This is a genomic window from Streptomyces sp. NBC_00154 (genome assembly GCF_026342835.1).
Taxonomy (GTDB): Bacteria; Actinomycetota; Actinomycetes; order Streptomycetales; family Streptomycetaceae; genus Streptomyces.
In genome coordinates, this window is the sequence record NZ_JAPEMI010000001.1 from 6,643,077 (window position 1) to 6,664,977 (window position 21,901).

General features: G+C 68.3%; 24 protein-coding genes and 1 pseudogene. 10 read left to right on the plus strand and 15 right to left on the minus strand.

Annotation, left to right across the window (positions count from 1 at the left end; all coding sequences use genetic code 11):
• Nucleotides 1–261: 261 nt before the first annotated feature.
• The 8 genes and pseudogenes from OHA03_RS29705 to OHA03_RS29740 all read right to left on the minus strand — a co-directional run.
• A pseudogene (locus tag OHA03_RS29705) lies at nt 262–597 on the minus strand (TetR/AcrR family transcriptional regulator); the annotation flags it as partial.
• Between the two features lie 154 nt (nt 598–751).
• Nucleotides 752–1,657: a 3-hydroxyacyl-CoA dehydrogenase gene (locus OHA03_RS29710; RefSeq protein ID WP_267006802.1), complete on the minus strand. Its 906-nt coding sequence runs from the start codon at nt 1,655–1,657 to the stop codon at nt 752–754.
• Nucleotides 1,654–2,640: a 3-hydroxyacyl-CoA dehydrogenase NAD-binding domain-containing protein gene (locus tag OHA03_RS29715; protein WP_267006803.1), complete on the minus strand. Its 987-nt coding sequence runs from the start codon at nt 2,638–2,640 to the stop codon at nt 1,654–1,656. The genes OHA03_RS29710 and OHA03_RS29715 overlap by 4 nt, the downstream gene beginning before the upstream one ends.
• Nucleotides 2,641–2,699: 59 nt before the next feature.
• Nucleotides 2,700–3,482, minus strand: a complete 783-nt coding sequence (locus OHA03_RS29720) for a crotonase/enoyl-CoA hydratase family protein (RefSeq protein ID WP_267006804.1) — start codon at nt 3,480–3,482, stop codon at nt 2,700–2,702.
• The gene (locus OHA03_RS29725; protein WP_267006805.1) at nt 3,479–4,711 is read right to left on the minus strand and encodes a CaiB/BaiF CoA-transferase family protein; all 1,233 of its coding nucleotides are present in this window, start codon (nt 4,709–4,711) and stop codon (nt 3,479–3,481) included. Before OHA03_RS29725 ends, OHA03_RS29720 begins: the two co-directional genes overlap by 4 nt.
• A gap of 5 nt (nt 4,712–4,716) precedes the next feature.
• Nucleotides 4,717–5,943 (minus strand): acyl-CoA dehydrogenase family protein, encoded by a 1,227-nt coding sequence (locus tag OHA03_RS29730; RefSeq protein WP_267006806.1) that lies wholly within the window; start codon nt 5,941–5,943, stop codon nt 4,717–4,719.
• A gap of 457 nt (nt 5,944–6,400) precedes the next feature.
• Nucleotides 6,401–6,676, minus strand: coding sequence for a hypothetical protein (locus OHA03_RS29735; protein WP_267006807.1), 276 nt, complete (start codon nt 6,674–6,676; stop codon nt 6,401–6,403).
• A 213-nt stretch (nt 6,677–6,889) separates the two neighbouring features.
• Nucleotides 6,890–7,555 carry a hypothetical protein gene (locus OHA03_RS29740; protein ID WP_267006808.1) on the minus strand — a complete coding sequence of 222 codons (666 nt, stop codon included), beginning with the start codon at nt 7,553–7,555 and terminating at the stop codon, nt 6,890–6,892.
• Nucleotides 7,556–8,042: 487 nt separating this feature from the next.
• Between OHA03_RS29740 and OHA03_RS29745 the strand changes: the two genes are divergently transcribed.
• Nucleotides 8,043–8,510 carry a hypothetical protein gene (locus OHA03_RS29745; protein ID WP_267006809.1) on the plus strand — a complete coding sequence of 156 codons (468 nt, stop codon included), beginning with the start codon at nt 8,043–8,045 and terminating at the stop codon, nt 8,508–8,510.
• Between the two features lie 157 nt (nt 8,511–8,667).
• Nucleotides 8,668–8,850, plus strand: a complete 183-nt coding sequence (locus tag OHA03_RS29750; protein WP_267006810.1) for a DUF6381 family protein — start codon at nt 8,668–8,670, stop codon at nt 8,848–8,850.
• A 154-nt stretch (nt 8,851–9,004) separates the two neighbouring features.
• Here OHA03_RS29750 and OHA03_RS29755 read toward each other — a convergent pair whose 3' ends face one another.
• On the minus strand, nt 9,005–9,364 hold the full coding sequence (locus tag OHA03_RS29755) for a peptidoglycan-binding protein (protein ID WP_267006811.1): 360 nt from the start codon (nt 9,362–9,364) through the stop codon (nt 9,005–9,007).
• Between the two features lie 144 nt (nt 9,365–9,508).
• Complete coding sequence (locus OHA03_RS29760) at nt 9,509–10,066, minus strand: TetR/AcrR family transcriptional regulator (RefSeq protein ID WP_267006812.1); 558 nt, start codon at nt 10,064–10,066, stop codon at nt 9,509–9,511.
• A gap of 129 nt (nt 10,067–10,195) precedes the next feature.
• Here OHA03_RS29760 and OHA03_RS29765 point away from each other — a divergent pair, with 129 nt between their 5' ends.
• Both OHA03_RS29765 and OHA03_RS29770 read left to right on the plus strand, forming a co-directional pair.
• Nucleotides 10,196–10,414, plus strand: coding sequence for a hypothetical protein (locus OHA03_RS29765; RefSeq protein ID WP_267006813.1), 219 nt, complete (start codon nt 10,196–10,198; stop codon nt 10,412–10,414).
• A gap of 62 nt (nt 10,415–10,476) precedes the next feature.
• Nucleotides 10,477–11,538: an ABC transporter permease gene (locus OHA03_RS29770; RefSeq protein ID WP_267006814.1), complete on the plus strand. Its 1,062-nt coding sequence runs from the start codon at nt 10,477–10,479 to the stop codon at nt 11,536–11,538.
• Nucleotides 11,539–11,638: 100 nt separating this feature from the next.
• On the opposite strand, the gene OHA03_RS29775 is transcribed toward OHA03_RS29770, so the two are convergent.
• The 3 genes from OHA03_RS29775 to OHA03_RS29785 form a co-directional block, all read right to left on the minus strand.
• Nucleotides 11,639–12,424 (minus strand): HAD family hydrolase, encoded by a 786-nt coding sequence (locus tag OHA03_RS29775; protein ID WP_267006815.1) that lies wholly within the window; start codon nt 12,422–12,424, stop codon nt 11,639–11,641.
• Between the two features lie 65 nt (nt 12,425–12,489).
• Nucleotides 12,490–12,930: a CBS domain-containing protein gene (locus OHA03_RS29780; RefSeq protein ID WP_267006816.1), complete on the minus strand. Its 441-nt coding sequence runs from the start codon at nt 12,928–12,930 to the stop codon at nt 12,490–12,492.
• A gap of 181 nt (nt 12,931–13,111) precedes the next feature.
• Nucleotides 13,112–13,414 carry a hypothetical protein gene (locus tag OHA03_RS29785; RefSeq protein WP_267006817.1) on the minus strand — a complete coding sequence of 101 codons (303 nt, stop codon included), beginning with the start codon at nt 13,412–13,414 and terminating at the stop codon, nt 13,112–13,114.
• Nucleotides 13,415–13,700: 286 nt separating this feature from the next.
• Here OHA03_RS29785 and OHA03_RS29790 point away from each other — a divergent pair, with 286 nt between their 5' ends.
• The 6 genes from OHA03_RS29790 to OHA03_RS29815 are packed head-to-tail and all read left to right on the plus strand — an operon-like array spanning nt 13,701 to nt 19,348.
• Nucleotides 13,701–14,438 (plus strand): DUF1684 domain-containing protein, encoded by a 738-nt coding sequence (locus OHA03_RS29790; protein ID WP_267006818.1) that lies wholly within the window; start codon nt 13,701–13,703, stop codon nt 14,436–14,438.
• Nucleotides 14,439–14,483: 45 nt separating this feature from the next.
• The gene (locus OHA03_RS29795; RefSeq protein WP_267006819.1) at nt 14,484–16,001 is read left to right on the plus strand and encodes an ABC transporter substrate-binding protein; all 1,518 of its coding nucleotides are present in this window, start codon (nt 14,484–14,486) and stop codon (nt 15,999–16,001) included.
• Complete coding sequence (locus OHA03_RS29800) at nt 16,001–16,966, plus strand: ABC transporter permease (protein ID WP_267006820.1); 966 nt, start codon at nt 16,001–16,003, stop codon at nt 16,964–16,966. Before OHA03_RS29795 ends, OHA03_RS29800 begins: the two co-directional genes overlap by 1 nt.
• The gene (locus OHA03_RS29805; RefSeq protein WP_267006821.1) at nt 16,963–17,790 is read left to right on the plus strand and encodes an ABC transporter permease; all 828 of its coding nucleotides are present in this window, start codon (nt 16,963–16,965) and stop codon (nt 17,788–17,790) included. Before OHA03_RS29800 ends, OHA03_RS29805 begins: the two co-directional genes overlap by 4 nt.
• The gene (locus OHA03_RS29810; protein WP_267006822.1) at nt 17,787–18,584 is read left to right on the plus strand and encodes an ABC transporter ATP-binding protein; all 798 of its coding nucleotides are present in this window, start codon (nt 17,787–17,789) and stop codon (nt 18,582–18,584) included. Before OHA03_RS29805 ends, OHA03_RS29810 begins: the two co-directional genes overlap by 4 nt.
• Nucleotides 18,581–19,348 (plus strand): ABC transporter ATP-binding protein, encoded by a 768-nt coding sequence (locus OHA03_RS29815; protein WP_267006823.1) that lies wholly within the window; start codon nt 18,581–18,583, stop codon nt 19,346–19,348. The genes OHA03_RS29810 and OHA03_RS29815 overlap by 4 nt, the downstream gene beginning before the upstream one ends.
• Nucleotides 19,349–19,426: 78 nt before the next feature.
• On the opposite strand, the gene OHA03_RS29820 is transcribed toward OHA03_RS29815, so the two are convergent.
• Together OHA03_RS29820 and OHA03_RS29825 are read right to left on the minus strand one after the other, a co-directional pair.
• Nucleotides 19,427–20,125, minus strand: coding sequence for a response regulator (locus tag OHA03_RS29820; RefSeq protein WP_267006824.1), 699 nt, complete (start codon nt 20,123–20,125; stop codon nt 19,427–19,429).
• Complete coding sequence (locus OHA03_RS29825) at nt 20,122–21,720, minus strand: sensor histidine kinase (RefSeq protein ID WP_267006825.1); 1,599 nt, start codon at nt 21,718–21,720, stop codon at nt 20,122–20,124. The genes OHA03_RS29820 and OHA03_RS29825 overlap by 4 nt, the downstream gene beginning before the upstream one ends.
• Between the last annotated feature and the right edge of the window lie 181 nt (nt 21,721–21,901).

Genomic DNA, 21,901 nt, shown 5'->3' on the forward strand with positions numbered 1-21,901 from the left:
TATCTGCCCGGCCGGCCTGCCCGGCTCGGGGCTCGCGCAGCGTTGGGCGACGCTCCACAACAGGTCCGCGCGTGTCCATCCACTCGCGGTTCGGCCACCGGCCTGCCGCCGGGCGGGTGCACATCCGGCCGCGACAGGCTGCGGTCGCCCGCGTGGTGGCCGACCGCAGTGCCACAAGCCCGCATCACCAATTCTGTTGACGCATGGTGAGACCACCACCAGCGGGGGCACGAAACGCTCTCGCCGCCGACGGGCGGCCACGAGGAGGATGCGACGCGGCTCGTGTACTTCGGGGGGTTCCTCGGCAGTTGCCGCGTAGACGTTGCTGACCGGTGACCAGGCCATGGACATGGCAATGACCATGGCCATCACGTCGAAGGGGTCTCCCTGGCGCACCAGACCGGCGGCTTGGGCTTCGGCGATGGCGCGCAGCTTGTGGTCGTCGAGGCGGTCGCACCCGTCCACCAGGTGACCGGCCGGGCCGTGCTCCAGGCTCGCCCAGGTGGCCAGCCGGATGAGGTCGGGGCGGCGGAGGTACTCGTCGTAGAGGCGTACCGCCCAGTCCGCGAGGTCGGTGGCGTCGATCGGGACAACGTTCGTGAACGTCGGCCGGGGCGGTGGAGGTCGATGCCCGCGCGCGAGAGCGGGCACACCGCAAGCCGCTCGCTGCGGGACTGATCGGGAGCTCGACAGCGAAGGGAACTCCCCGGCTCAGCCCACCCGGTCCTCGTCCCTCAGGTCAAGGATCAAGTCAGACCCTCGTTCCGGTCGGCAGGACGGCACGGGCGATGCCGGTGAGGTTCCCCTGCAGGACAAGGATCTCCCTCCGGTTCGATCCATCGAGGTCGGCCGCGTAGACGTTCCCGGCCAGGTCGGTCACGTACATGCGGCCGTCGTCCGGATCGAGGGCGAGGCCGATGCCTTCCATCAGGTGGGTCAACAGGATCTCGGGCGTCCGCCGCCCGTCCGGCGGGTCCATCGGCGAGCGGTTCACGCTGTTGCCCCGCGGCGGGTCCCCGCGATCCGTCCAGTACAGCGTGCGCTCCGTGAGGTCGAGCGCGAGGTCGATCGGCTCCGGCAGCCCCTCGAACAGCACCTCGATGTCGCCGCGCTCGGCCGCTCTCTCCCCGGCGGGCAGGTCGACTCCGGCCCGTAGGATCTTTCCGAGCCCCGCGTCACTCGGGCCCTTCTGCGTCCAGTAGAGGTGTCCGCCCATGGGGTCGACGGCGACTCCCACGCACCATCTGGTTTGGTCGCGACGGTCGTCCTCGCCCTGACCCGTCTGCACGAGGGTTTCGACGTTCGAGCCGTCGAGGTCGCAGCGCATCACGCGCATGCCCTCACGATCACCCCAGTACAGTTTCCGGCCGGCGGCCTCCAAGTGGAGTTGCTTCGGCGTGTACGTGACACCCCTGGGGACGATCGTCGTCCGGTTGCCTCCGTCCAGGTCCACGCGTTCGATCGAGCCGTCGTTCTCCGGTGGAAGGCCCATGTTCGTCCAGTAGATGTGCCCGTCCATGACATCGACGGCGACTCCGTCGGGGACCCTGCACCCGGTGACAACGACCTTCTTGTCGGAACCGTCGGGGTTCACGGAGAACAGCCGACCGCCACTGCTGGCCTCGAGCACGAACAGTCTCTCCTGGCGCCGCGTCACGGTCCCTCCCTTGCCGGGCGACCGGCTGCGGCACTCGGGCCGGACGGGTCGTACTCGGCACGCACGGCCAGCAGGGCCGAGAGCATCGCGTCGCGCCGAGCGGCCAGTTCATCGACCGAGCGGCCGCCGGCCTCCTCCAGGACGCCGCCCACGATCTTCTCCATGAGCTCGGGCGTGAACTCGGGCGTGCCCAGTTCCTGCCAGGACGCCACCATCCGCGGCATGAGGGTGTCCATGAAGTGCTGGATGCCGCCCTCTCCTCCGCCGAGATGCCACAGCAGATGGGGGCCCATGACGCCCCATCTGAGCCCCGGTCCCCAGGACACCGCGTCGTCGGAGTCCGCCACGTCGAGCACCCCCTCCTGAACCAGGTGGACGACCTCGCGGTACAGCGCGGCCTGGATGCGGTTGGCGACGTGCCCGGGAAGCTCTTTCTTGAGGTGGATCGGCTTCTTGCCGATCGCGGCGTAGAACGACATGGCGTCCCGGATCGTCTCCGGGGCGGTCTTCGTACCGCCGACGACCTCGACCAGCGGGACGATGTGCGGGGGGTTGAAGGGATGACCGATGACGGTCCGCTGCGGACGCCGGCACTCGGCCTGGATGACGCTCATCGTGATGCCCGACGAACTCGACGCGATGATCGCGTCCGGCGGCGTGGCGTCGTCGATGTCGGCGAACAGCCGGACCTTGAGCTCCGGGCGCTCCGGCGCGTTCTCCTGTACGAAATCGGCGTCCGCGAGGGCCTGACGCAGGTCCGCGGTGAAGCTCAGGCGATCGGGCGAGGCTCCGGGCGAGAGCCCGATCGAGGCCGCCGCGTCCCATGCCGCCTCCACGTACGAACGCAGTGCCGCCTCCGCGGTGGCGGCGGGGTCGGTCGCCGTGACGTCGAAACCTCGGACGAGATAGTGCGTCGCCCAGCTCGCACCGATGGTGCCGGTGCCGACGATCGCCACGCGGTGGACGGGTCTGTGCGCATTCATGGCTGGCTCACTGCTCCTGGGAGTCGGACGCGGGCTGTGGGGGAGGTAGGTGGCCGGCATCAGCGGCCGTGCCAGACAGGGGCGCGCTTCTCGGCGAACGCCCGTGCGCCCTCCTGCGCGTCCTCGCTGGAGAACAGCCCGCTCGTGAGCTCGTCCTGGCGTGTGAAGGCGTCACTCTCGTTCAGTCCCTGCGTTTCACGCAGGACCTCCTTGACGGCCGCCAGCGCCAGCGGCGCGTTCCGCGCCACGCGCCCCGCCAGCTCGTGGGCCACGTCCAGCGCGGCGCCGGGTGAGGTCAGCTCATTGACGAGGCCGTACTCCTTGCCTTCGGCTGCGGTCAGCGGCTCGCCCGTGAGCAGTACGCGCGCGGCTACGTGGTACGGAAGGCGGCGCGGCAGCCTGACCAGTCCGCCCGCCGCCGCCACGAGACCGCGCGTGACCTCGGGAAGCCCGAACCGGGCGTCTTCCGCGGCCACGATCAGGTCGCAGGCGAGCACCATCTCGAAGCCGCCGCCGAGCGCCCAGCCCTCGACCGCGGCGATCAACGGCTTGCGCACCGCCGTGCCGGTGAGCCCGCCGAAACCCCGGCCGGGGAGCACCGGCAGCTCACCTTTGGCGAATGCCTTCAGGTCCATGCCCGCGCTGAACACCCCGCCCGCGCCCGTGAGTACGCCGACCGACAGCTCCGGGTCCGCGTCGAGCAGATCCAAAGCCGCGGCGAGCCGTACCGCGACCTCGTGGTCCACGGCGTTCTTCTGCGCCGGGCGGTTGAGGGTGATGGTCAGCACGCCGCCGCGGCGCTCGTGGAGCACGATGTCGCGCGCTTCGGATGCCGTGCTCATGGCGACGCCTCGCCTTCCGTCGTGCCGGGGATCGTTCCCTGGGCCCGCAGCTCGGCGATCTCGGCGAGACCGAATCCCAACTCGGCGAGGATCTCGTCGTTGTGCTCGCCCAGGTCCGGCGCTCGCTTCGCCGGTACCTTCGGCACCCCTCGGAGGTTGACCGGACTGCTGATGGTTTCCTCCAGCCCGCTGACTCCTTCCAGCGGCACCACGATGTCGTTCGCGCGCAACTGCGGGTCCTGCGCGGCCTGCTCCGGCGTCTGAATGAGGCTGTAGGTGACGCGTTCCCTGCCCAGGGCGTCCTTCCAGTGAGCGAAGGGCTGCGTGCGGAACTCGGCGTCGAGCAGCTCGCTCAGCGCGGCGGAGTTCCTGACGAAGCCCTCGACGTCCGCGAAACGGGGATCATCGAGCAGCTCGGGGTGCCCGATGGCCCGCGTCAGTCCCGGCCAGTGCGGGGGTGAGGCGACCAGCATGAACCACTCGCCGTCCGCGGTCCGGTAAGGGTTGATCAGCGGGTTCGCCGGCGCCTTCCGGTCGTGCAGCTCGAACGGCGTGCCGCCGGCGAGCGCGCCGGCCACAAGCGTTCCCGTCGCCCAGACGCCCGCGGCGAGCAGCGACGTCCCGACACTGGCTCCTTGTCCCGTGCGCTCACGGCGGTACAGGGCGGTCACGATCGCCGCGTAGATCGCGATCGCCGACATGTAGTCGCCGCTGCCCCAGACCGGCACCGTCGGCGGGGCTCCCGCGTCCCGGGTGGAGGCCAGCAGTCCGCTCCGCGACCAGGCGGCGGTCAGGTCGAAGCCCGGCTGCCCGGCGTCGGGGCCGGCGTCCCCGAAGCCTGTGATGTCGGCGTAGACGACCCGCGGATTCCAGCCCGCGACCTCCTCGTAGCCAAGGTGCAGCTTCTCGCGTGTGCCGTGAGGGAAGTTGGTGATCACGACGTCGGCCCACTCGACGAGGCGCTTGAGGATCGCGGTTGCCGCAGGTGACTTCAGGTCGATCACCATGCCGCGCTTGTTGCGGTTGGCGAGGTGCCAGCTGTAGTTGGCCTGCGCCCGGGGACTCGGCGGCACGGAGCCCAGCCGCCGTTGGGGGTCGCCCTGTCCCGGCGGCTCGATCTTGATGACGTCCGCTCCGAAGTCGGAGAGCACGGTGGCCGCGGCCGGTCCCGCGATGAAGCTCGACGCGTCGAGGACCTTCAGGCCGGTGAAGACGGATTCGCTGGTCATCTTCGTCACCTCACGAAGGCGCTCAGGCCGCCGGTCACGGCACGGCCGACGATGAGGGTCTGGATCTCCCGCGTGCCCTCGTACGAGTAGATGGCCTCGGCGTCGGCGACGAAGCGGCCGATCTTGTAGTCGAGGAGGATGCCGTTGCCGGCCAGGAGTTCCCGAGCCCACCCCACGTTCTCGCGCATCCGCACGGTGCAGTAGGCCTTCGCCAGGGCGGACTGCTCGTCCCGGTACACCCCGGCGTCCTGCAACTGGGCCAGGCGCACCATCATCCCGCACGAGGCCGTGGCATTGCCGAGCATCTTCACCAGCAGGTCCTGCACGAGCTGGAAACCCCCGATCGGGCGCCCGAACTGCTCGCGCTCCTTCGCGTACTGCAGGGCGATCTCGTAGGCGGCGAACATCACTCCCACCGCCTGCCACGCCACGCCGCTGCGCGTCTGGCGCAGGATCTTGGCGGTGTCCTTGAACGAGTTCGCGTTCTGTAGCCGGTTGGCCTCCGCCACGCGGCAGCCGTCGAGCACGATGTCGGCGTTCTGCACGATCCGCAACGCCATCTTGTTCTCGATCTTCGTCGCGGTGAACCCGGGGGTGTCCTTCTCCACGACGAAGCCCAGCACGTGCTGTGTCTCGACATCGCGGGCCCAGATGACGACCAGGTCGGCGAACGTTGCGTTTCCGATCCACCGCTTCGCGCCGTCGAGGATCCATACGTCGCCGTCGCGGCGCGCGGTCGTCCGCAGGCCGCCGGCCACGTCGGAGCCGCCGTGCGGCTCGGTCAAGCCGAAGGCACCGATCTTCTCGAAGCGGCTCATCGCCGGCAGCCATCGCCGCTTCTGTTCGTCGGAACCGCAGGTGAGGATGGTGCCCATGGCCAGACCCGTGTGCACGCCGGCGAACGTCGCCACGGATGTGTCGACATGCGCCAGCTCCAGCGCGATGAAGCCCGCGAGGAGGTTGCTCGGCCTGGATTCCGGGGAGTCCGGGTCGGTCCAGTCCATCAAGCCGAGCTTCCCGAAACCCTCGACCAGCTGGAAGGGGAACTCGGCCCGGGCCCAGCAGTCGTCGACGATCGGGGCGACCTGCGTGCGGAGGAACGCGCGAAGGGACTCGACCTTCTCCCGCTCGCGGTCCGACAGCAGTTCCTCGTAGGCGTAGAAGTCGGCGGGCAGCAGCCCTTTGTCCAGGCTGGGACCGGACGGTGTCGGCAGAGCCGTTGTGCCGCTCATGGCAATCTCCCTCAAGCGCTGTGGGGTGGGGCCCGGGGATCCGCGCCCGTCAGCGCTCTCCGCGCCCGGCTTTTCGGTTCTCGGACGCGATTAAACGCGGATCCGGAACCGGTCCCCCGGACCCGCGCCGCCCACGGGTGCCGTGTCGCCGCGGACCACCCCAGTGGCCCGTAGCCGCCCGTGCGCGAGAGGTGGGGCAGGACTGCGAGGGCTGAGAGAACGTCATTTCAGTGGTGGATGCCCCGCACCCGGCGGCATCTCGCAGGCGATCGCGCCGCGGGCCGGGTGCGCGCCGAAGCGGCGGTGGGCAATGCCGGCGACGGCCTCGATCCACTCATGTCCGGTGCTAGCGTCAGGGAGAAGTTCCGGGACACGGGGGAACCGAATGCAGGAACTGAATCGGCTCACCACACTGCGGCGGTGAATCGTCCAGTACGAGCAGGGCGCGCGCGAACGCCTACTGTTCGGCGGTCAGAGCCCAGCGGACGCCGGAGGGGGCCTCAACCCGTACGCTCCCCTCGCTACGCGCCCTTTTCAGGATGATCTCGTTGTAGGTGCTACTCACTTCCTGTTCCACACATTCCAGCGGGAAGGAGAGACCCACCGGTTCGACGGACACCTCGATTGTTCCGTCGCCCTGGCAGTTGACCTGGATGGCCAGCCGCCCGACGCCGATCTCCTTGGACAGAGGGAGCTCGGCACTGCCCTTCCTGGATGCTACGGAGCAGCACATGACCGTCGTTGACCTGCTCGGGGGCTGTGTCAACTGTCTCGCCGTCGATGTGCTCGGCCCTGTCGCTGGTCTTCGACGGGTCGGGCTGTGCAGATCGTGAGGTTGGCGGATGTGACGCGGGCTTGCCGCCCTCGGTGCAGCCGCTCACGCACAGGGCGAGTGCGGCAGCCACGACTGCAAGGCCGTGGGCCGGGCGTATGGCTGCTGGGTCGGTCAGCTTTCCCACAGGTACCAGCCCACCTTCATCGGCGTGTAGCTGGTTATTGTCTTTTTTGCTGTCGTCTTGCAGTTGCTGTAGATGGTGTAGCTGGTACCGGTGTTCTTGAGCCGGTAGACGCCGTACTTCGCGTTCGTTGTCTTCTTCGGCGGAGTGTCGACCTGGATCGAGTTGCCTAGCTTCGCGGTCAGTTTGGCGGTGAGGTTGACCTCGTAATTTCCCTCGATCTTCGCGATCATCACGTCAATGCTGGTCGAAAGGCCTCCTGTGACGCTCACCCCGACTTCGCCGGTGACTTCGGAGGTGAAAATCGACCGCGCCGTACGCGAAGTAGCGTTGTAGTTGGCGTTGGTCGGTCCTACGCCCTTGTGATATCGGGCACCCTTGGTCTTGGGGGTGTAGATCTTCTGCGTTGGGCCGCAGTACTCGCCATTTGTGGTGTCCCCCGGCTTGCTCGGCCGCACGGTCTCCTCCGGTTCCGGCTCCGGATCGTCCACCAGGTCTGTCTCCTCCGGCTCGGCCGGAGGAGCTGTGTTCACCGCCTCCGGACCGTCGGACGAGACGAATGCCGACGGTTGCGCGTGTGCAGGCGCCGTTGCGATGCCCGCGACTACGGCGAACGCAATAGCGGATCCGATGGATCCACGTTCGATGATGCCCACGAGGCACCTTTCCCCTGTGCCGCCCCCCGTTGGAACGGCAGTGGCGTCAGTTACTCACAAGTACGACCGAGAGCAAAGGGGATCCACGTTGATCTGAGCCCAACTTGAGGTCTGGTCACGGCGGCAACGAGGGCGATTGACCGAAGCGACAAGCACGGATTGCGTGAGGGGCATTCGGCGTTCCATCCGCGGCGATCAGGAATCGGTGGCCCTGCTGCTCCCTGCGATGTCACCTGAGGAACAGTCATCCCCTCGGGCGCACACGACGTCACCGCCAAGAAGTGCGGCCGCCTGCAGCACGGTTCCCGGTGCTACAAGGTGAACTGGACCAAGTAACACACCAGTTCCGGCTGCCGGGGCAAGGCGAGGCTAGGCTCAGCACTATGAAGCTTCCTGCCGAGGTGACCGGTTGGCGATGCCGGTCGACGAATTCATGACGCCGCGACCTCACCCCTTGCGGCGCAGCCTCGTCCTATGCGCTTCCGTCTTGTCCGTTGCCCTCGTCACAGGGTGTACGAGTGTCTCCGGCGGGCCGAACGGGCCCAGCGCAACGGAAAGCAGTCCAGGGCAGCAACGGAAGCATCCCTCCGAAACGTCCGCCCAGGATGAGGAGAGACTCGGTAAGCAGGTTGAGGAAGCTCTCGACACCGAGGAAGTCGGCGACAGTGACCCACTGTTCGTCGAGGCGGGTCTTGAACGTGTCAGCGACGGATTCCACACCGAGCCGGAACTGGCACGAGGTCGCTCGTACAGGTTGTCGGTCGCCTGCGCCGGAAAGGGCAAGATCATCCTGTCCATAGCCCTGAAGGCTCCCGTCCGCCGGACGATGGACTGCGACGGCGTCCCACTTCAGCTGCGCATCACAGCCTCAACGGCCAGGGTCACGATCGACACCGAGCGGATGCCGGGGGCCACCGGGATGGTTGCCTGGCGCATGGACAGGGTCGAGAAGTAGGCCGCAAGACCGTCGGGCCCCGCGGATGTGGTCGAATCCGCATGTGCGTACCGCGGCCTGCGCGGATAACGGTGGGTGAGCCTTCGAGATGCGCGCGCAGAGGCGCGCTGCTTCGCTGGTGTGGCCCGCTCTTCCCCGATGACACCAAGGAGTGATCATGAGCGTTGCAGGCGAGTCCGGTGCCCGTGCCCAGCAACTTCTCCAGAAGGCACAGGAGATGGAACAGGCCGCAGAGCGTATCTCCGACCCCCAGGAGCGTCAGCGGCTGAAGGACAAGGCCCGCGAGCTCAAGCAGCAGAGCAAGCAGGCGAGCAGCGGGGACATCGACCCCATCGTGTAACAACCGTGTGCATACGCCGGCCGGTGGCTGCCGCGCGACCTTCCCCAGGCGCGCGCGAGGCCATCGGCTGGTCGTGTGTGTGGGCCACGCCGGCAGCACATCTCCACTCTGCGCGCGATTTCCGATCCAGCCGTCGCGGCCTCACCTGGGAAGGTCACTTCGGATACGGGTCGTAGCAGTCCAGTGCGGGGTGGTAGAGCACCCGCCAGGTGTCCTGGTCGACGACTCCGGTTCTGCCCAGGCCGTGACATCCCTGAATCCAGATGATCTTCTTCGACGTGGCGGTGCCGAAGACCCCGTCGACCGCGAGTTTCGGAACGCCGCCCCACACGTTGCTCAGACACTGCGCCTGCTTCACGGAAAGACCGGTGCTCACGTACGTGAGCGCGGGGCGATCGATGGAGGACGTGTAGGGGCATGTCTTATCGGCGGCGGTCGCCTCGGGCGTCGTCGTCGCCAGGGCCCCGGCGGTCAGCAGCGCTGCGCCGAGGGCCGAACACTTGCGGCGGATCATCTCGCGCACTCCTCTCAGTACCGGCCATGTGCACACGAATCCAGCATGGGGGTGCAAGCGTCGTCTCGCGCATTTTCGAACTGTCACGCCCGCGCAAGGGGTCCTGACGAACGCCGTGTCGGTGGGTGAAGAGGCCCGGACGGATCAGCTGTCGTCCGACAGGGCCGCGTGCGCGGCGTGGAGGATCTCCTCGGACAGTGGGGAGCCGTTGGTGGCGCGGGCCAGCAGGAGGGCGCCGACCAGGGTGGCCAGGCGGGCCAGGCCGTCTTCGTCGTCCGTGGCGAGCCATTGGGCGAAGTCGCGCACTCCCTCGATGTAGACGTCGTGGGCGGCGTCACCCGCGTCCCGGGCCATGTCGGCGGCGAGCGCGGCGGCGGGACAGCCGCCGCCGGCGTTGTCGCGGTGCCGGGTCGACAGGTAGTAGTCGATCAGGCCCTGACGGGCGGCGTCACGTCGCCCGTCGTGCTCGTCGAGCTCTGCCGTGCGGCGCGCCTCCAGCTGGGCGAAGGCGTGCACGGTGGCCTCGCCGACCAGGGCGTCCTTGGAGGCGAACTGCTTGTAGAAGCCGCCCTGGGTCATCCCGGCCGACTTCATCAGGTCCGCGACGCTGACGCCGGTGCCCTGCTCGCGGAACAGCCTGGAGGCGTTGGCGACCACGTGCTTCCGGTTCTCCTGTGCCTGTGCCTGTGACACTCGGCCCATCGGGCCACCCCCTCCATATGGATGTCGGTTGCAATCTATCGTACAACCCTGTTTAGATTGTTAGTGAAATCTATTTTCGTCCGCTGCGCTCACGAAGGGTGGCCGCCGCGGCCGGCGCAGGGAGAAGGCATGGGGCTGAAGGACTCCGTCACCGGCGGCCACCTGGCCGGTACGGGGCCTGTTCCGCGGCCAAGGGCCGCCCACGTCCCCGCCGGCCAGAAGATCGACCCGGCCTCGATGGCCACGCAGGCCCTGGACGGCCTGCGGTGCGGGCTCCCCGAGACCCTCGCCGACGACTGCAGCCGCCAGGCCGAGCAGAGCCTGGCCACACAGCCGGCCGCCGCCTGACGCAGCACGGCCGCCACGGCCTCGTGCGCCACCGTCATCTTTCAGAACACCGGAGTTATCTCATGACACCCACCGTCGGTCCCGTCTCCGCCCGCAGCGAGGAAGTGGCCGCACCGCCCGGCTCCGTCCCCGGCGAGGCGGCCGCGCCGCGCCACCCGGGCCCGAGCAGCCGGCCGCCGCTGCGGGCGCTGCTGCAGCCCGCGGTGATCGCCCTGGTCCTCGTCTCGGCCTTCATCAGCTGCTATGTCGGGCTGCAACGAGACCCGAAGCCGCATCAGCTGCCGGTGGCGGTCGTGGGCAACACCCTCGCGCACAAGATGGAGCTGTCGCTCGGCGACAGCGTCGACGTACGCCCCACGGTGAGCGCGGCCGCAGCCCGCCAGGCCGTGGAACAGCACGACGTGGTGGCTGCACTGAGCTCCGGCGGCGACGGACAGCTGAGCCTGGAGGTGGCCGGGGCGAACGGCCTGTCCACCACGGGCGCGGTCAAGAGCGTGGTGTCCGCGTACGCAGCGGGATCCGGCCAGCAGGTCACGACGACCGACGTGGTGCCGCTCGCTCCCTTCGACGGGCGGGGTCTTGCCGGGTTCTACGTGTCGTTCGGTGTCACCCTCGCCGGATTCGTCCTGGCTCAGAACGCGCTGGGCATGGCGAACCTGCTCCATCTGCGGCACCGGTTCTGGCTGATCACGGGCGTCTCGGTGGCGACCGGCATCGTTGCCGCGATCATCGCAGGCCCCGTCCTGAACGCGGTGCCTGCCCCGTTCCTCCCGCTGGCGGCGACACTGGCGCTGCTGGCGGCCGCGGCAGCGTTCACCACGAAGCTGCTGGGCACCTACCTCGGCCCCATCGGCGTCCCGGTGGCGACGTTGCTTCTGCTCACGGTCGGCAACTCCACCAGCGGCGCCACCATCAGCTCCGACCTGCTGCCGGCCGCGGCCCGGGCCGTCTCCGCTCTGTTGCCGCCCGGCGCGGCGGTACGGGCGGTGAGCGATCTGAGCTACTTCGACGGCGCCCACGCAGGAGTGCCGCTGCTCACCCTCGCCCTCTGGGCCGTGCTGTCGGCCGTGCTCGTGGGCATCAAGTCCCGTCTGCGCTCGACCCGCCCCGCCGCGCACGCCTGACCCGGCCGAATTCCTGCTTCCTCCGGGCGACGGCCGCCCGGAAGGGGTGCCGGCCACCGCTGTGACGGGTACTCCTCGGGCCTCGCCCCGGCCCTGAGATTCAGGGCGCTCCCGGGGCCGTCTCGTCGTCCGGGCGCGCTCCCGCCGATCCGAGGGCGGAATCCTTTCGTATCAGGGCAGGAAGTTCGTGAAGAGAAGTGATCTCGTGTGACGGGGGACGCAGTAGGGGGTCGCGCGCCATGTGCGACCGGTTCAGCCATATCGAGGCACCCAGACCCGCGTTGAGCGCTCCGCCGATGTCGGTCACCAGGCTGTCGCCCACATGGCAGACATCGGCGGGCCCGAGTCCCATGCGTTCGAGGGTGATCTCGAAAATCCTCTGATCGGGCTTGGACACGGCTACCTCGCCCGAGATCACGGTGACGTCCAGGAACTTGTCCAGACCGGTCGCCGTGATCTTGTCCCGCTGCGCGTCGCCCGGACCGTTGGTGACAAGCCCCAACCGGTACGAGGCGCCGCGAAGTGCACTCAGCGTGTTCGCCACGTCGTCGAACAGGACGTAGCGCCGACAACGCTGCCGCTTGTATTCATCGGTCGCAGGACCGGCGAGTCCGGCGTGCCCGCACTCGTCGAGTGCCTGCCGCCAGTACTCCCTCCAGATGGAATCGGCATCCGGGATCCGGCCGGGCGGGTGCTGCGCACCGTCCCCGCCCGCGCGCATGTGGTCGAGATAGCGGCGTGTATAGGCGTCGTACAGCGAGTCGGCATCGAGATCGGGGGCCGACCGGACCAGGACGTCGCACACGGCCCGCACAGTCGCCCTCCAGGCGGGCATGCCGTAGTCGAGCAAGGTTGCGTCGAGGTCTAGCAGTACCGCCTGGATCATGCGCAGAGCATACGCACCGACTGCGTCAGGAGAAGCCTGTAGTGCGACGGCAGTTGAAGGATCTGCTACGTCTGAGCAGTCGCGTACACGCAGCTCACGAATTCAGCGATCTGTTCGTCGCTCAGGTTCTTCGCGAGATCGGCCTCCGTGATCATGCCGACCAGGCGGTGGCCGCCCTTTACGTCGATCACGGGCAGTCGCTTGATCTGATGTTCCTCCATGGTCGTCAGGACATCGGCGGCGTCCGCTTCGGCATCGATCCAGTGGATCTTGGCATTGAAGGATCCGGCCTGCACGGTTGCAGGGTCGACGCCCTCGGCGCAGCACTTGACGACGATGTCCCGGTCGGTGATCAAGCCAGTGAGCCTGTTGTTGTCGCCGCAGACGGGTAGGCAACCGACACTCAGATCGCGCATCGTCTTCGCTACCTCGAACAGCGACTCGTGTGCACCGATGCACTGCACGCCACCGGTCATGATGTCTCGAGCCAGCAGCTTCTCGGACATGATTTCCTCCTGCCCTCGACCGGCGTGTTTCCCTGTCTTCGATCACAACACGAATGGCTCAACCTCGCTTGCCGACTGCGTCGGCGAGGTAGCGGATCCCGAGTCCGCCGCGATCGGGCCTGACCAGGGCCGTGATGTCGGCCCGGCGACTCTGCGTCGCAGGCAACTCCTGGAGCGTTGACTATGACGGCTCCACATGACTGAAACCCACTTCGAAATGCTCGACCGAGGCGACGCGCTGGCCTTCCCTGTGTGCAACCTCCTCGCGGAGCCGGGCGGCACTGTGCTCGCTGGCCCGCATGGCCTCCTCGTCCTCCCACAGGGTCAGCGACGTAGCCTTCCCGGAGGCCCGGTCGACGAGGTAGAACACGCCACGGAAGCCCGAAGCCTCCTGGATCTGCTGGAGGATCGCTTCCCAGTTCGCGGTCAGGTCTCCCTCTGCAGGAATCGGTGAACCCTGGTAGGTGCTCAGCCTCGCGAACATGGCTGCCACCCCTTTCCTGGCCGACTGCCGGTCGGGGGGACAGGCAGCTTCAGGACCAGGGTGCTCCGGCGGACCGTGTGTCGCATGCGGAGCAACCTGAGATGCTCCCTGCAGGGGTGGCACGGCGGGCCTTCTGGGCTCTGACCTGCTGGAACAGACAGACCCATCTCGGCCAGTGGCCTGAATTTGACATTAGCTTGCCTTATGAAAGATAAAGAAGGTCCTTTGGGCTGAACTTCACGCAGCGTGATATCCGACGTGTGACAGCCGACGATCGTCTACGCGAATGAGTAAAGCCGTGACCCACGCCGCCGTCCCGGACCAGCCGACCGACCCCGCCGCGGACTGGGAGGCATGGCGCGCCGAGCGACGGCGCTCCATCACTTCGCCCTCCGGCAACCTCGCCCTCGTGGAGACCCGCTGGGCCCCGGCCGGTGAGCGTCCCGATCTCGACGCGGCCCGCGCCGGACAGCCGGGGAATGTGACAGTCACCACGGTCGAGCGCACCGACCTCGTCACCGGCGAGCCGGAGCACGGTCTGCGCTTCTGGGACGCGCAGTCGCCCGCGATCCAGAACTTCGAGCGCACCGATGTCTTCCCGTACGACCCGGCCTGGGTGCTGGAGGCCTCGTACACCCCGGTGCCGGGCGCCCGGCGGGTCGGTTTCGAGCACATCCGCGACAACGGCGGTACCCGTGACCTCGCCGTGCCGGGTGACATCGCGCTCACCCTGGACGGACAGGAGTACGTACTGAGCGCCTTCGACGACGACGGCACCCTGCTTCTCGTCTTCGGTGACCCCACCAACGGCGACATCACCTACGGCGCCGGGCGCTTCCTCTTCGTCACCCACACCGGCGAGGGCCGTGTCCTCCTCGACTTCAACCGCGCCTTCGTGCCGCCGTGCGGATTCTCGGACCAGTACAACTGTCCGATGCCGCCGCGGCAGAACCGTTTCCACCTGCCCGTCGAGGCCGGCGAGAAGCGCCCCGTCTTCCGCGACGGCTTCCCCGCGCAGCACTGATCAATCCCGTACTCCCGCCTCGCAGCACGAAAGCGCGTACTCCTCATGAGCATCAAGAAGACCTCTCTGTACGGCGGCGCCACCGCTGCCGCCCTCGCCCTGACCCTCACTGCCTGCGGCGGGGGCTCCAACGGGGGCGGCGCCGCCGGAGGGGCGTACGACAAGAACGCCACGGTCAACATCGGTTCGCTCTACGAGCCGCAGAATCTCGACAACACCGCGGGCGGCGGCCAGGGCGTCACCGAGGCGCTCAACGGCAACGTGTACGAGGGGCTGTTCAAGCTCACCGACGACGGCAAGGTCGAGAATCTGCTTGCCCAGGACTACAAGGTCAGCGGCGACGGAATCACGTACACCTTCACCCTGCGCGACGGTGTGAAGTTCCACAGCGGCAAGAAGCTCACCAGCCAGGACGTCAAGTACAGCCTGGAGAAGGTGATAGCCAAGGACTCGCAGTCCGCCCGCAAGAGCAATCTCGAGGTCATCAAGTCCGTCGAGACACCGGACGCGCGCACGGTGAAGGTCCAGCTGTCGAAGAAGTCGATCTCCTTCGTCTACAACCTCTCCTACGTGTGGATCATCAACTCCGACGCGAAGAGCCTCAAGACGAGCGAGGACGGCACCGGCCCGTACCAGCTGAACAAGTGGACCCGCGGTTCCGCTCTCGGCCTCGACCGGTTCGCCGGGTACTGGGGTGACGCGGCCAGGAACAAGCAGGTCGTCTTCCACTACTACAAGGACGCGACCGCTCTCAACAACGCGCTCCTGACCAACGCCGTGGACGTCGTCACGGGCGAGCAGTCGCCCGACGCCCTCGACCAGTTCAAGAGCAACCAGAACTACAAGGTCAACGACGGCAACTCGACGACCAAGCTGCTGCTCGCCTTCAACGACAAGGCCAAGCCCTTCACGGACGTCAAGGTCCGCCAGGCCGTCTCCTCCGCCATCGACGACAAGAAGCTTCTGGAGTCGGTCTGGGGCGGCTACGGCAAGCTCATCGGCTCCATGGTGCCGCCCACCGACCCGTGGTACGAGGACCTCACCAAGGTCAACGCCTACGACACCGCGCGAGCCAAGAAGCTGCTCGCCGATGCCGGATACCAGAACGGCTTCACCTTCACCCTCGACACCCCGAACTACGACCCGCACCCGACGGCGGCGACCTTCATCAAGTCGCAGCTCGCCAAGGTCGGCATCACCGTCAAGATCAACACCATCACGCCGGACGAGTGGTACACGAAGGTCTACAAGAACCACGACTTCACGGCCACGCTCCAGGAACACGTCAACGACCGCGACCTGGTCTGGTACGGCAACCCCGACTTCTACTGGGGCTACGACAACAAGCAGGTCACGAAGTGGGTCGAAGAGGCCGAGCAGGCGTCCGGCACGGCTGAGCAGACCGACCTGCTGAAGAAGGTCAACCGTCGGACCGCGGAGGACGCGGCCAGCGACTGGCTGTACCTGTACCCGCAGATCGTCGTGGCGAGCAGCAAGGTGTCCGGCTACCCGGTCAACGGCCTCAACTCGCAGTTCTTCGCGTACGACATCGAGAAGGGCTGATGGCGCGGTATCTCCTGCGTCGCCTCGCCTTCCTGCTGGTGTCGCTGGCGCTCGCGAGCGTGGTCCTGTTCGTGCTGCTGCGGATGCTGCCGGGCGACCCCGCGAACGCGCTCACCTCGGTGGGCGCCAGCCCCGAGCAGATCGCGGCGGCGCGGCACTCCATCGGCTCCGACAAGCCGCTGCCCGAGCAGTTCGTCCACTGGATCGGGCAGCTGGCCGGCGGTGACCTCGGTACGTCGTTCGTCAGCTCGCTGCCGGTCGCGCCCGAGGTCGGCTCGCGGCTGAACGTCACGATCCCGCTCACGCTCACGGCGTTCGTCCTGGCGGTCCTCATCGCCGTCCCGGTCGGCTTCGTCGCCGCGCACCGGCGCAGGACCTGGTACGGGGCGCTGCTCAGCGGAGTCTCCCAACTGGGCATCGCCGTGCCCGTGTTCTGGCTCGGGATGATCCTGATAGCCGTCTTCGCGCTGAACGCCGGCTGGCTTCCCGCAGGCGGCTTCCCGCCGGACGGCTGGTCGCAGCCGGCCGAGGCGGTCCGCTCGCTCGCCCTGCCCGTCATCACCATCGCGCTCGTGATGAGCGCCTCACTGATCCGCTACGTCAGGTCGGCCACGCTCGACGTACTGGACAGCGACTATCTGCGCACCGCGCGCGCCCTGGGCTCGTCGTTCGGGCGGGCCATGTGGCGGCACGGGCTGCGCAACGCATCGGTGCCGGTGATCTCGATCCTCGGCATCGAGCTGGCGTCCACACTGCTCGGTGCTGTGGTCGTGGAGTCCGTGTACGCGCTACCCGGCCTCGGCTCGCTGCTCGCGACCGGCATCGCGCAGCACGACTATCCGGTGATCCAGGGCGTGCTGTTCGTCTCCACGCTCGCGGTGCTGGTCATCGGCTTCGCCGCCGACTTCGTACAGCGGATCATCGATCCCCGGCTCCGCGGCAGGCTCTCCGGAGGTGTCCGATGAAGCAGTCGACGAAGCGCTCGTACACGCTGACCTCCGGATGCGTGCTGGCCGGCCTGATCGCGCTGCTTGCGCTGATCTCGCTCCTCTGGGCCCCGTACGCCGCCGACGACACGTCCGGCGGCCGGCTCACGGGCCCCGGTGCGGGCCATCTGCTGGGCACCGACAAGCTCGGCCGTGATCTGTTCACCCAACTGATGACCGGCTCCCGGGTCGCCTTCGAAGCGGGCCTGGGTTCGGTCCTCATCGCGGCCGCCGTCGGCGTCACGCTGGGCGTGCTGGCCGCGTTCGCCCAAGGCTGGCTCGACGACACGCTCTCCGCGTTCCTCGACATCCTGATCGCCTTCCCGACGCTGCTGCTTGCGATGCTCATCGTCGCCGCGCACTCGGCCACACTGGGGTCCGCCGTGCTGGCGATCGGCCTCGCGCAGAGCGCGGTCGTGGGACGGCTTGTGCGGGTCCTGGTCAAGCGGGTCCTGGCACAGGACTACATCACGGCCGCGCGCACGTCCGGCACGTCGTGGCCGCGGATCGTGGCCGGGCATGTGCTGCCCAACATCTGGCCGACGCTCGTGGTGAACCTGGCCCTTCAGTTCGGACTCGCGGTGCTGGCCGAGGCCGGCCTGTCCTACCTGGGCCTGGGGGCGCCGCCGCCCAACGCCTCGTGGGGCCGCATGCTCCAGGAGGCTCAGGCCACCTTCACCACGGCCCCGGCCGGCGCACTGGCCCCCGGCATCCTGCTCGTCCTGCTCGTCATCGGTGTGAACCTCATCGCCGACGGACTGCGCGACACCCTCGACCCGGCGGCCCGACGGAGGAGCGCATGAACATCCTCGACGTACGCGACCTCGCGATCCGTACGGCCGACGGGCGCATCCTTGTCGACGGCCTCTCGCTGACCATTGCCCCCGGCGAACGACTCGGCCTCATCGGTGAGTCGGGCTCCGGGAAATCACTGACCACTCTCGCCGTGCTCGGCCTGCTACCCGACGGTATGACGGCCACCGGCAGCGCCGAACTCGCCGGCACCCAGATCGTGGGCGCGAGCGAGAAGCAGCTCACGGGTGTCCGCGGCCGGGACGCCGCCATCGTCTTCCAGGAGCCGCTCACCGCACTCGACCCCCTGATGCGCGTCGGCAGGCAGATCGCCGAACCGCTGGGCAGAAGGCGAGGGCTGAGGGGCGCCGGGCTGAAGCGGGCCGTCGTGGAAGCCCTCGAGCAAGTGCGACTGCCCGAGCCCGACCGTATCGCCCGCGCCTTCCCGCACGAGATCTCCGGCGGACAGCGGCAGCGCGTCGCACTCGCCATGGCGCTGGCATGCGACCCGAAGCTGCTCATCGCGGACGAGCCGACCACCGCGCTCGACGTCACCGTGCAGTCCGACATGCTCGACCTGCTCGACACCCTCGTACGGGAACGGGACATGGCCGTCCTCTTCGTCAGTCACGACCTCGCGGTCGTCTCGAAGGTCACCGATCGTGTTCTGGTGATGAAGGACGGCCGGGCCGTGGAGCAGGGCGATGTTCGCGAGATCGTGCGGGCCCCGCGCGAGGAGTACACCAAGGCGCTGGTGGCAAGCGCGCGGCAGCTGGAATCGGCTCTTGACCTGAGGAGCGCATGATGACGCCCGTACTGGAGCTGAACGCGACCTCCTTCGCCTACCGGGGACACACCGCGCCCGTCGTCGAGGACGTCTCCTTCGCCGTCGAGGCCGGGCACAGCCTCGCCCTCGTCGGCGAATCCGGCGCGGGCAAGACGACTCTGCTGCGGCTGCTGCTCGGGCTCGCCCGGGCCACCTCCGGCACCGTCCGGTTCGACGGCGACGAGCTGAAGCCACGCGACCGCGAGCAGATGCGGCGTTTCAGGCGCAGCGTGCAGTGTGTCTTCCAGGACCCGTACTCGTCGCTGGACCCGCGTCGGCGTGTCGGCAGCATCGTGTCCGAACCACTGCGTTCCCTCGGCATCGACAGTCGGAGCACGGCCGGGCCCAAGGTGGCCGACGCCCTGGAGCGGGTCGGTCTCCCGGCCGACGCCGCAGAGCGCTATCCGCACGAGTTCTCCGGCGGCCAGCGCCAGCGCATCGCGATCGCCCGGGCGACCGTGTGCGACCCCCGGGTGCTGCTCGCCGACGAGCCCGTCAGCGCACTCGATGTCACCACCCGGGTCAAAGTCGTCGACCTGCTCAACGAGTTGAAGCAGAAGCAGGGTCTGACCCTCGTCATGGTCTCCCACGACCTGTCGGTAGTGGCCTCGCTGTGCGAACGCACCGCCGTCCTGGAGCGCGGTCACATCGTCGAACAGGGCGAGACCGGACAGGTGCTGGGCGGCCCCGCGCACCCGTACACACGTCGCCTCGTCGAAAGTGTGCCGCGGCTGCCGGCGTGACCGGTGGGCCCGATCCCGAGGCCTCTCCGTCCCGACCTGATCCGTTCGGCGCCGGAGGCATCCGGCGCCGAACGGAGCTCAGCTCGCCCTCGCCCACGCGTAACGGTGCTCGGGCCGGCCGGTGTCGCCGTATTTGAGACTGAGGCTGATGCGGCCCGCGCTCTCCAGATACTTGAGGTAACGCTGGGCGGTGGAGCGGCTCAACCCGGCCCGGACGGCGACCTCGTGTGCGGACAGCGGTTCGTCCGCCGCGGAAAGGACGTGGCGGATGACCTCGGCGGTCGGCGCGGAGTGCCCCTTGGGCAGACCGGCTGCGGGAACGGCCTCCGGGGTGCGGAGAGCTCCGAAGATCTGGTCGACCTGCTCCTGGCCGGCCTCGCCGCGGCCGCTGCCCACGCCTTCGAGAGTGCGGCGCAAAGCCGCGTAGCTCTCCAGCTTGGACCGCAGACCGCCGAAACTGAACGGCTTCACCAGGTACTGCAGGGCGCCGTAGCGCATGGCGGTCTGCACGGTCGTGACATCGCGAGCGGCCGTCACCATGATCACGTCCGCCGTGTGGCCGAGCTGGCGCAGTCGCCGTACCAGTGTCAGCCCCGTCTCGTCCGGAAGATAGTGATCGAGAAGCACGAGGTCGACATGGTTGCGTTCCAGGACGGACAGTGCCTGCGCGGCGGTGTGTGCGCGAGCGACGACGCGGAAGCCGGGCACCTTGGCCACGTACGCCGCGTTGATCTCGGCCACCCGGAAGTCGTCGTCCACCACGAGGACGTCGATCATTGCACCCCTCCCACTTCGGTCAGCTGCCGGACGGTGAGCGTCTCGGGCAGTACGACGGTGAAGACCGCGCCACCACCGGCCCTGGCACCGACGCGGGCCACCCCGCCGTAACGCTCCGCGAGACGGCGTACCAGCGCCAGACCGAGCCCACGGCCCCGATGTGCGGGGGACTGCTTGGTGGACCAGCCCTCGGTGAAAATCTGTTCGCGCAGATCGGGAGCCACGCCCGGACCGTTGTCGCTGACCCGCAGGACCGTAGCGGTGCCCTCCGCACGGAGCTCGACTTCGATGAGGGAAGCGACGTCCAGTGCGTTGTCGATGAGGTTGCCCAGGACGGTCACCAGATCGCGCGGGTCCACCACCACGTCGGGGAGCATGGTGTTCGGGGAGATGTGCAAGGAGGCGCCTCGCTCCGCCGCAATGGCCGACTTGCCGACCAACAGCGCGGACAGCAGAGGGTCGTTGACGCGTTCCGCGACCTGCTCCGCCGAGGCCCGGCGACCGTTGGCCACCTCTGCCACGAACTCCACCGCCGCTTCGTGCCTCCCGAGTTCCAGGAGTCCGAGCAGGGTGTGGAGCCGGTTGGCGTGCTCGTGGTCCTGGGCGCGGAGTGCGTCGAGAAGGCCGTGCGTGGAGTCCAGTTCGCGGCCGAGCAGCTCCAGTTCGGTGCGATCGCGCAGGGTGACCACAGCACCGCCGTCACCGGTCGGCATGCGGTTGGCGATCAGCACGCGTCCCCTGCAGACGGTGAGCAGGTCCACGCCGTCGACCTGCCCTGTCAGGACCTCTGCCGCACGGCCCGGCGGCAGCACCTCGCTCAGAACACGGCCGACGGCGTCCGGCGTGAGCTCCAGCAGGCGCTGCGCCTCGTCGTTCAGCAGCCGGATCCGCCCCCGGGCGTCGAGGGCGAGAACTGCTTCGCGAATGCTGTGCAGCATGGCCTCGCGCTCGTCCAGCAGCGCGGAGATGTCGGCGAAGGCAAGGCCATGGGTGCTGCGCTGCAGACGTCGCGAGACGGCCAGGGCGGCGAGGACACCCGCGGCGAGAGCAGCCCCCGCGTAGAGCAGAAGTCCCGGAATGGTACCGAGCAGCCGCTCGCGGACGCTGTCGTAGGCGATGCCCACCGAGACGGCGCCGACGATCGTCCCGTGCGCGTCGCGGAGGGGGACCTTCGCGCGTGCCGAGCGGCCCAGGGTTCCGTCGTCGATCTGCATGATCTCCCGGCCGGCCAGGGCCGTGCTGGGATCGGTGGAGACGTGTCTGCCGATCTGTGGGGTGTCGGTGTGCGACCAGCGGACGCCGCGGGTGTCCATGACCACGATGTAGAGCGCCCCGGTGGCCCGGCGGATCCGCTCCGCCTCGGCCTGTACCGGGCCGCCGGGGCTGGGCTCGGTGCTCGTCAGGTTGTGAACCAGACCGGGTTCGGCGGCGGTCGTCTGGGCGATGGACAGAGCCTGGCGCATCGCCTGGTCGTCGAGCTGGTGGCTGAGCGGGGCAAGGAAGAGCCCGGTGACGAGCATGACCACCCCGGTCGTGATGGCGACCTGTGTGAGCAGGACCTGGGCGAAGACACGGCGGGGCCAGTGAATCCGCATGTGCTCGTCCTCTGCCTTCCGCCCGCCTGGGAATCTGCTGATCCGCTTTGCTCTGTGTGAACGCAACGTAAACGTCGCCGCCGTCGCTGACCAGCCCTCGTAGCACTTTCGTTCTTCAGACGTGAGCAGAACGAGCAGAACCGCAGGTTATGGGCAGAAGCAGGAGTTGTGAGCGCAAGGG

What these genes read in the sequence shown, in the direction of transcription:
- OHA03_RS29715 (WP_267006803.1), bottom strand. Translation starts at nt 2,640, where the DNA reads ATGAATGCGCACAGACCCGTCCACCGCGTGGCGATCGTCGGCACCGGC.
- OHA03_RS29720 (WP_267006804.1), bottom strand. Translation starts at nt 3,482, where the DNA reads ATGAGCACGGCATCCGAAGCGCGCGACATCGTGCTCCACGAGCGCCGC.
- OHA03_RS29725 (WP_267006805.1), bottom strand. Translation starts at nt 4,711, where the DNA reads ATGACCAGCGAATCCGTCTTCACCGGCCTGAAGGTCCTCGACGCGTCG.
- OHA03_RS29730 (WP_267006806.1), bottom strand. Translation starts at nt 5,943, where the DNA reads ATGAGCGGCACAACGGCTCTGCCGACACCGTCCGGTCCCAGCCTGGAC.
- OHA03_RS29735 (WP_267006807.1), bottom strand. Translation starts at nt 6,676, where the DNA reads ATGTGCTGCTCCGTAGCATCCAGGAAGGGCAGTGCCGAGCTCCCTCTG.
- OHA03_RS29750 (WP_267006810.1), top strand. Translation starts at nt 8,668, where the DNA reads ATGAGCGTTGCAGGCGAGTCCGGTGCCCGTGCCCAGCAACTTCTCCAG.
- OHA03_RS29755 (WP_267006811.1), bottom strand. Translation starts at nt 9,364, where the DNA reads ATGATCCGCCGCAAGTGTTCGGCCCTCGGCGCAGCGCTGCTGACCGCC.
- OHA03_RS29760 (WP_267006812.1), bottom strand. Translation starts at nt 10,066, where the DNA reads ATGGGCCGAGTGTCACAGGCACAGGCACAGGAGAACCGGAAGCACGTG.
- OHA03_RS29765 (WP_267006813.1), top strand. Translation starts at nt 10,196, where the DNA reads ATGGGGCTGAAGGACTCCGTCACCGGCGGCCACCTGGCCGGTACGGGG.
- OHA03_RS29770 (WP_267006814.1), top strand. Translation starts at nt 10,477, where the DNA reads ATGACACCCACCGTCGGTCCCGTCTCCGCCCGCAGCGAGGAAGTGGCC.
- OHA03_RS29775 (WP_267006815.1), bottom strand. Translation starts at nt 12,424, where the DNA reads ATGATCCAGGCGGTACTGCTAGACCTCGACGCAACCTTGCTCGACTAC.
- OHA03_RS29780 (WP_267006816.1), bottom strand. Translation starts at nt 12,930, where the DNA reads ATGTCCGAGAAGCTGCTGGCTCGAGACATCATGACCGGTGGCGTGCAG.
- OHA03_RS29785 (WP_267006817.1), bottom strand. Translation starts at nt 13,414, where the DNA reads ATGTTCGCGAGGCTGAGCACCTACCAGGGTTCACCGATTCCTGCAGAG.
- OHA03_RS29790 (WP_267006818.1), top strand. Translation starts at nt 13,701, where the DNA reads ATGAGTAAAGCCGTGACCCACGCCGCCGTCCCGGACCAGCCGACCGAC.
- OHA03_RS29795 (WP_267006819.1), top strand. Translation starts at nt 14,484, where the DNA reads ATGAGCATCAAGAAGACCTCTCTGTACGGCGGCGCCACCGCTGCCGCC.
- OHA03_RS29800 (WP_267006820.1), top strand. Translation starts at nt 16,001, where the DNA reads ATGGCGCGGTATCTCCTGCGTCGCCTCGCCTTCCTGCTGGTGTCGCTG.
- OHA03_RS29805 (WP_267006821.1), top strand. Translation starts at nt 16,963, where the DNA reads ATGAAGCAGTCGACGAAGCGCTCGTACACGCTGACCTCCGGATGCGTG.
- OHA03_RS29810 (WP_267006822.1), top strand. Translation starts at nt 17,787, where the DNA reads ATGAACATCCTCGACGTACGCGACCTCGCGATCCGTACGGCCGACGGG.
- OHA03_RS29815 (WP_267006823.1), top strand. Translation starts at nt 18,581, where the DNA reads ATGATGACGCCCGTACTGGAGCTGAACGCGACCTCCTTCGCCTACCGG.
- OHA03_RS29820 (WP_267006824.1), bottom strand. Translation starts at nt 20,125, where the DNA reads ATGATCGACGTCCTCGTGGTGGACGACGACTTCCGGGTGGCCGAGATC.
- OHA03_RS29825 (WP_267006825.1), bottom strand. Translation starts at nt 21,720, where the DNA reads ATGCGGATTCACTGGCCCCGCCGTGTCTTCGCCCAGGTCCTGCTCACA.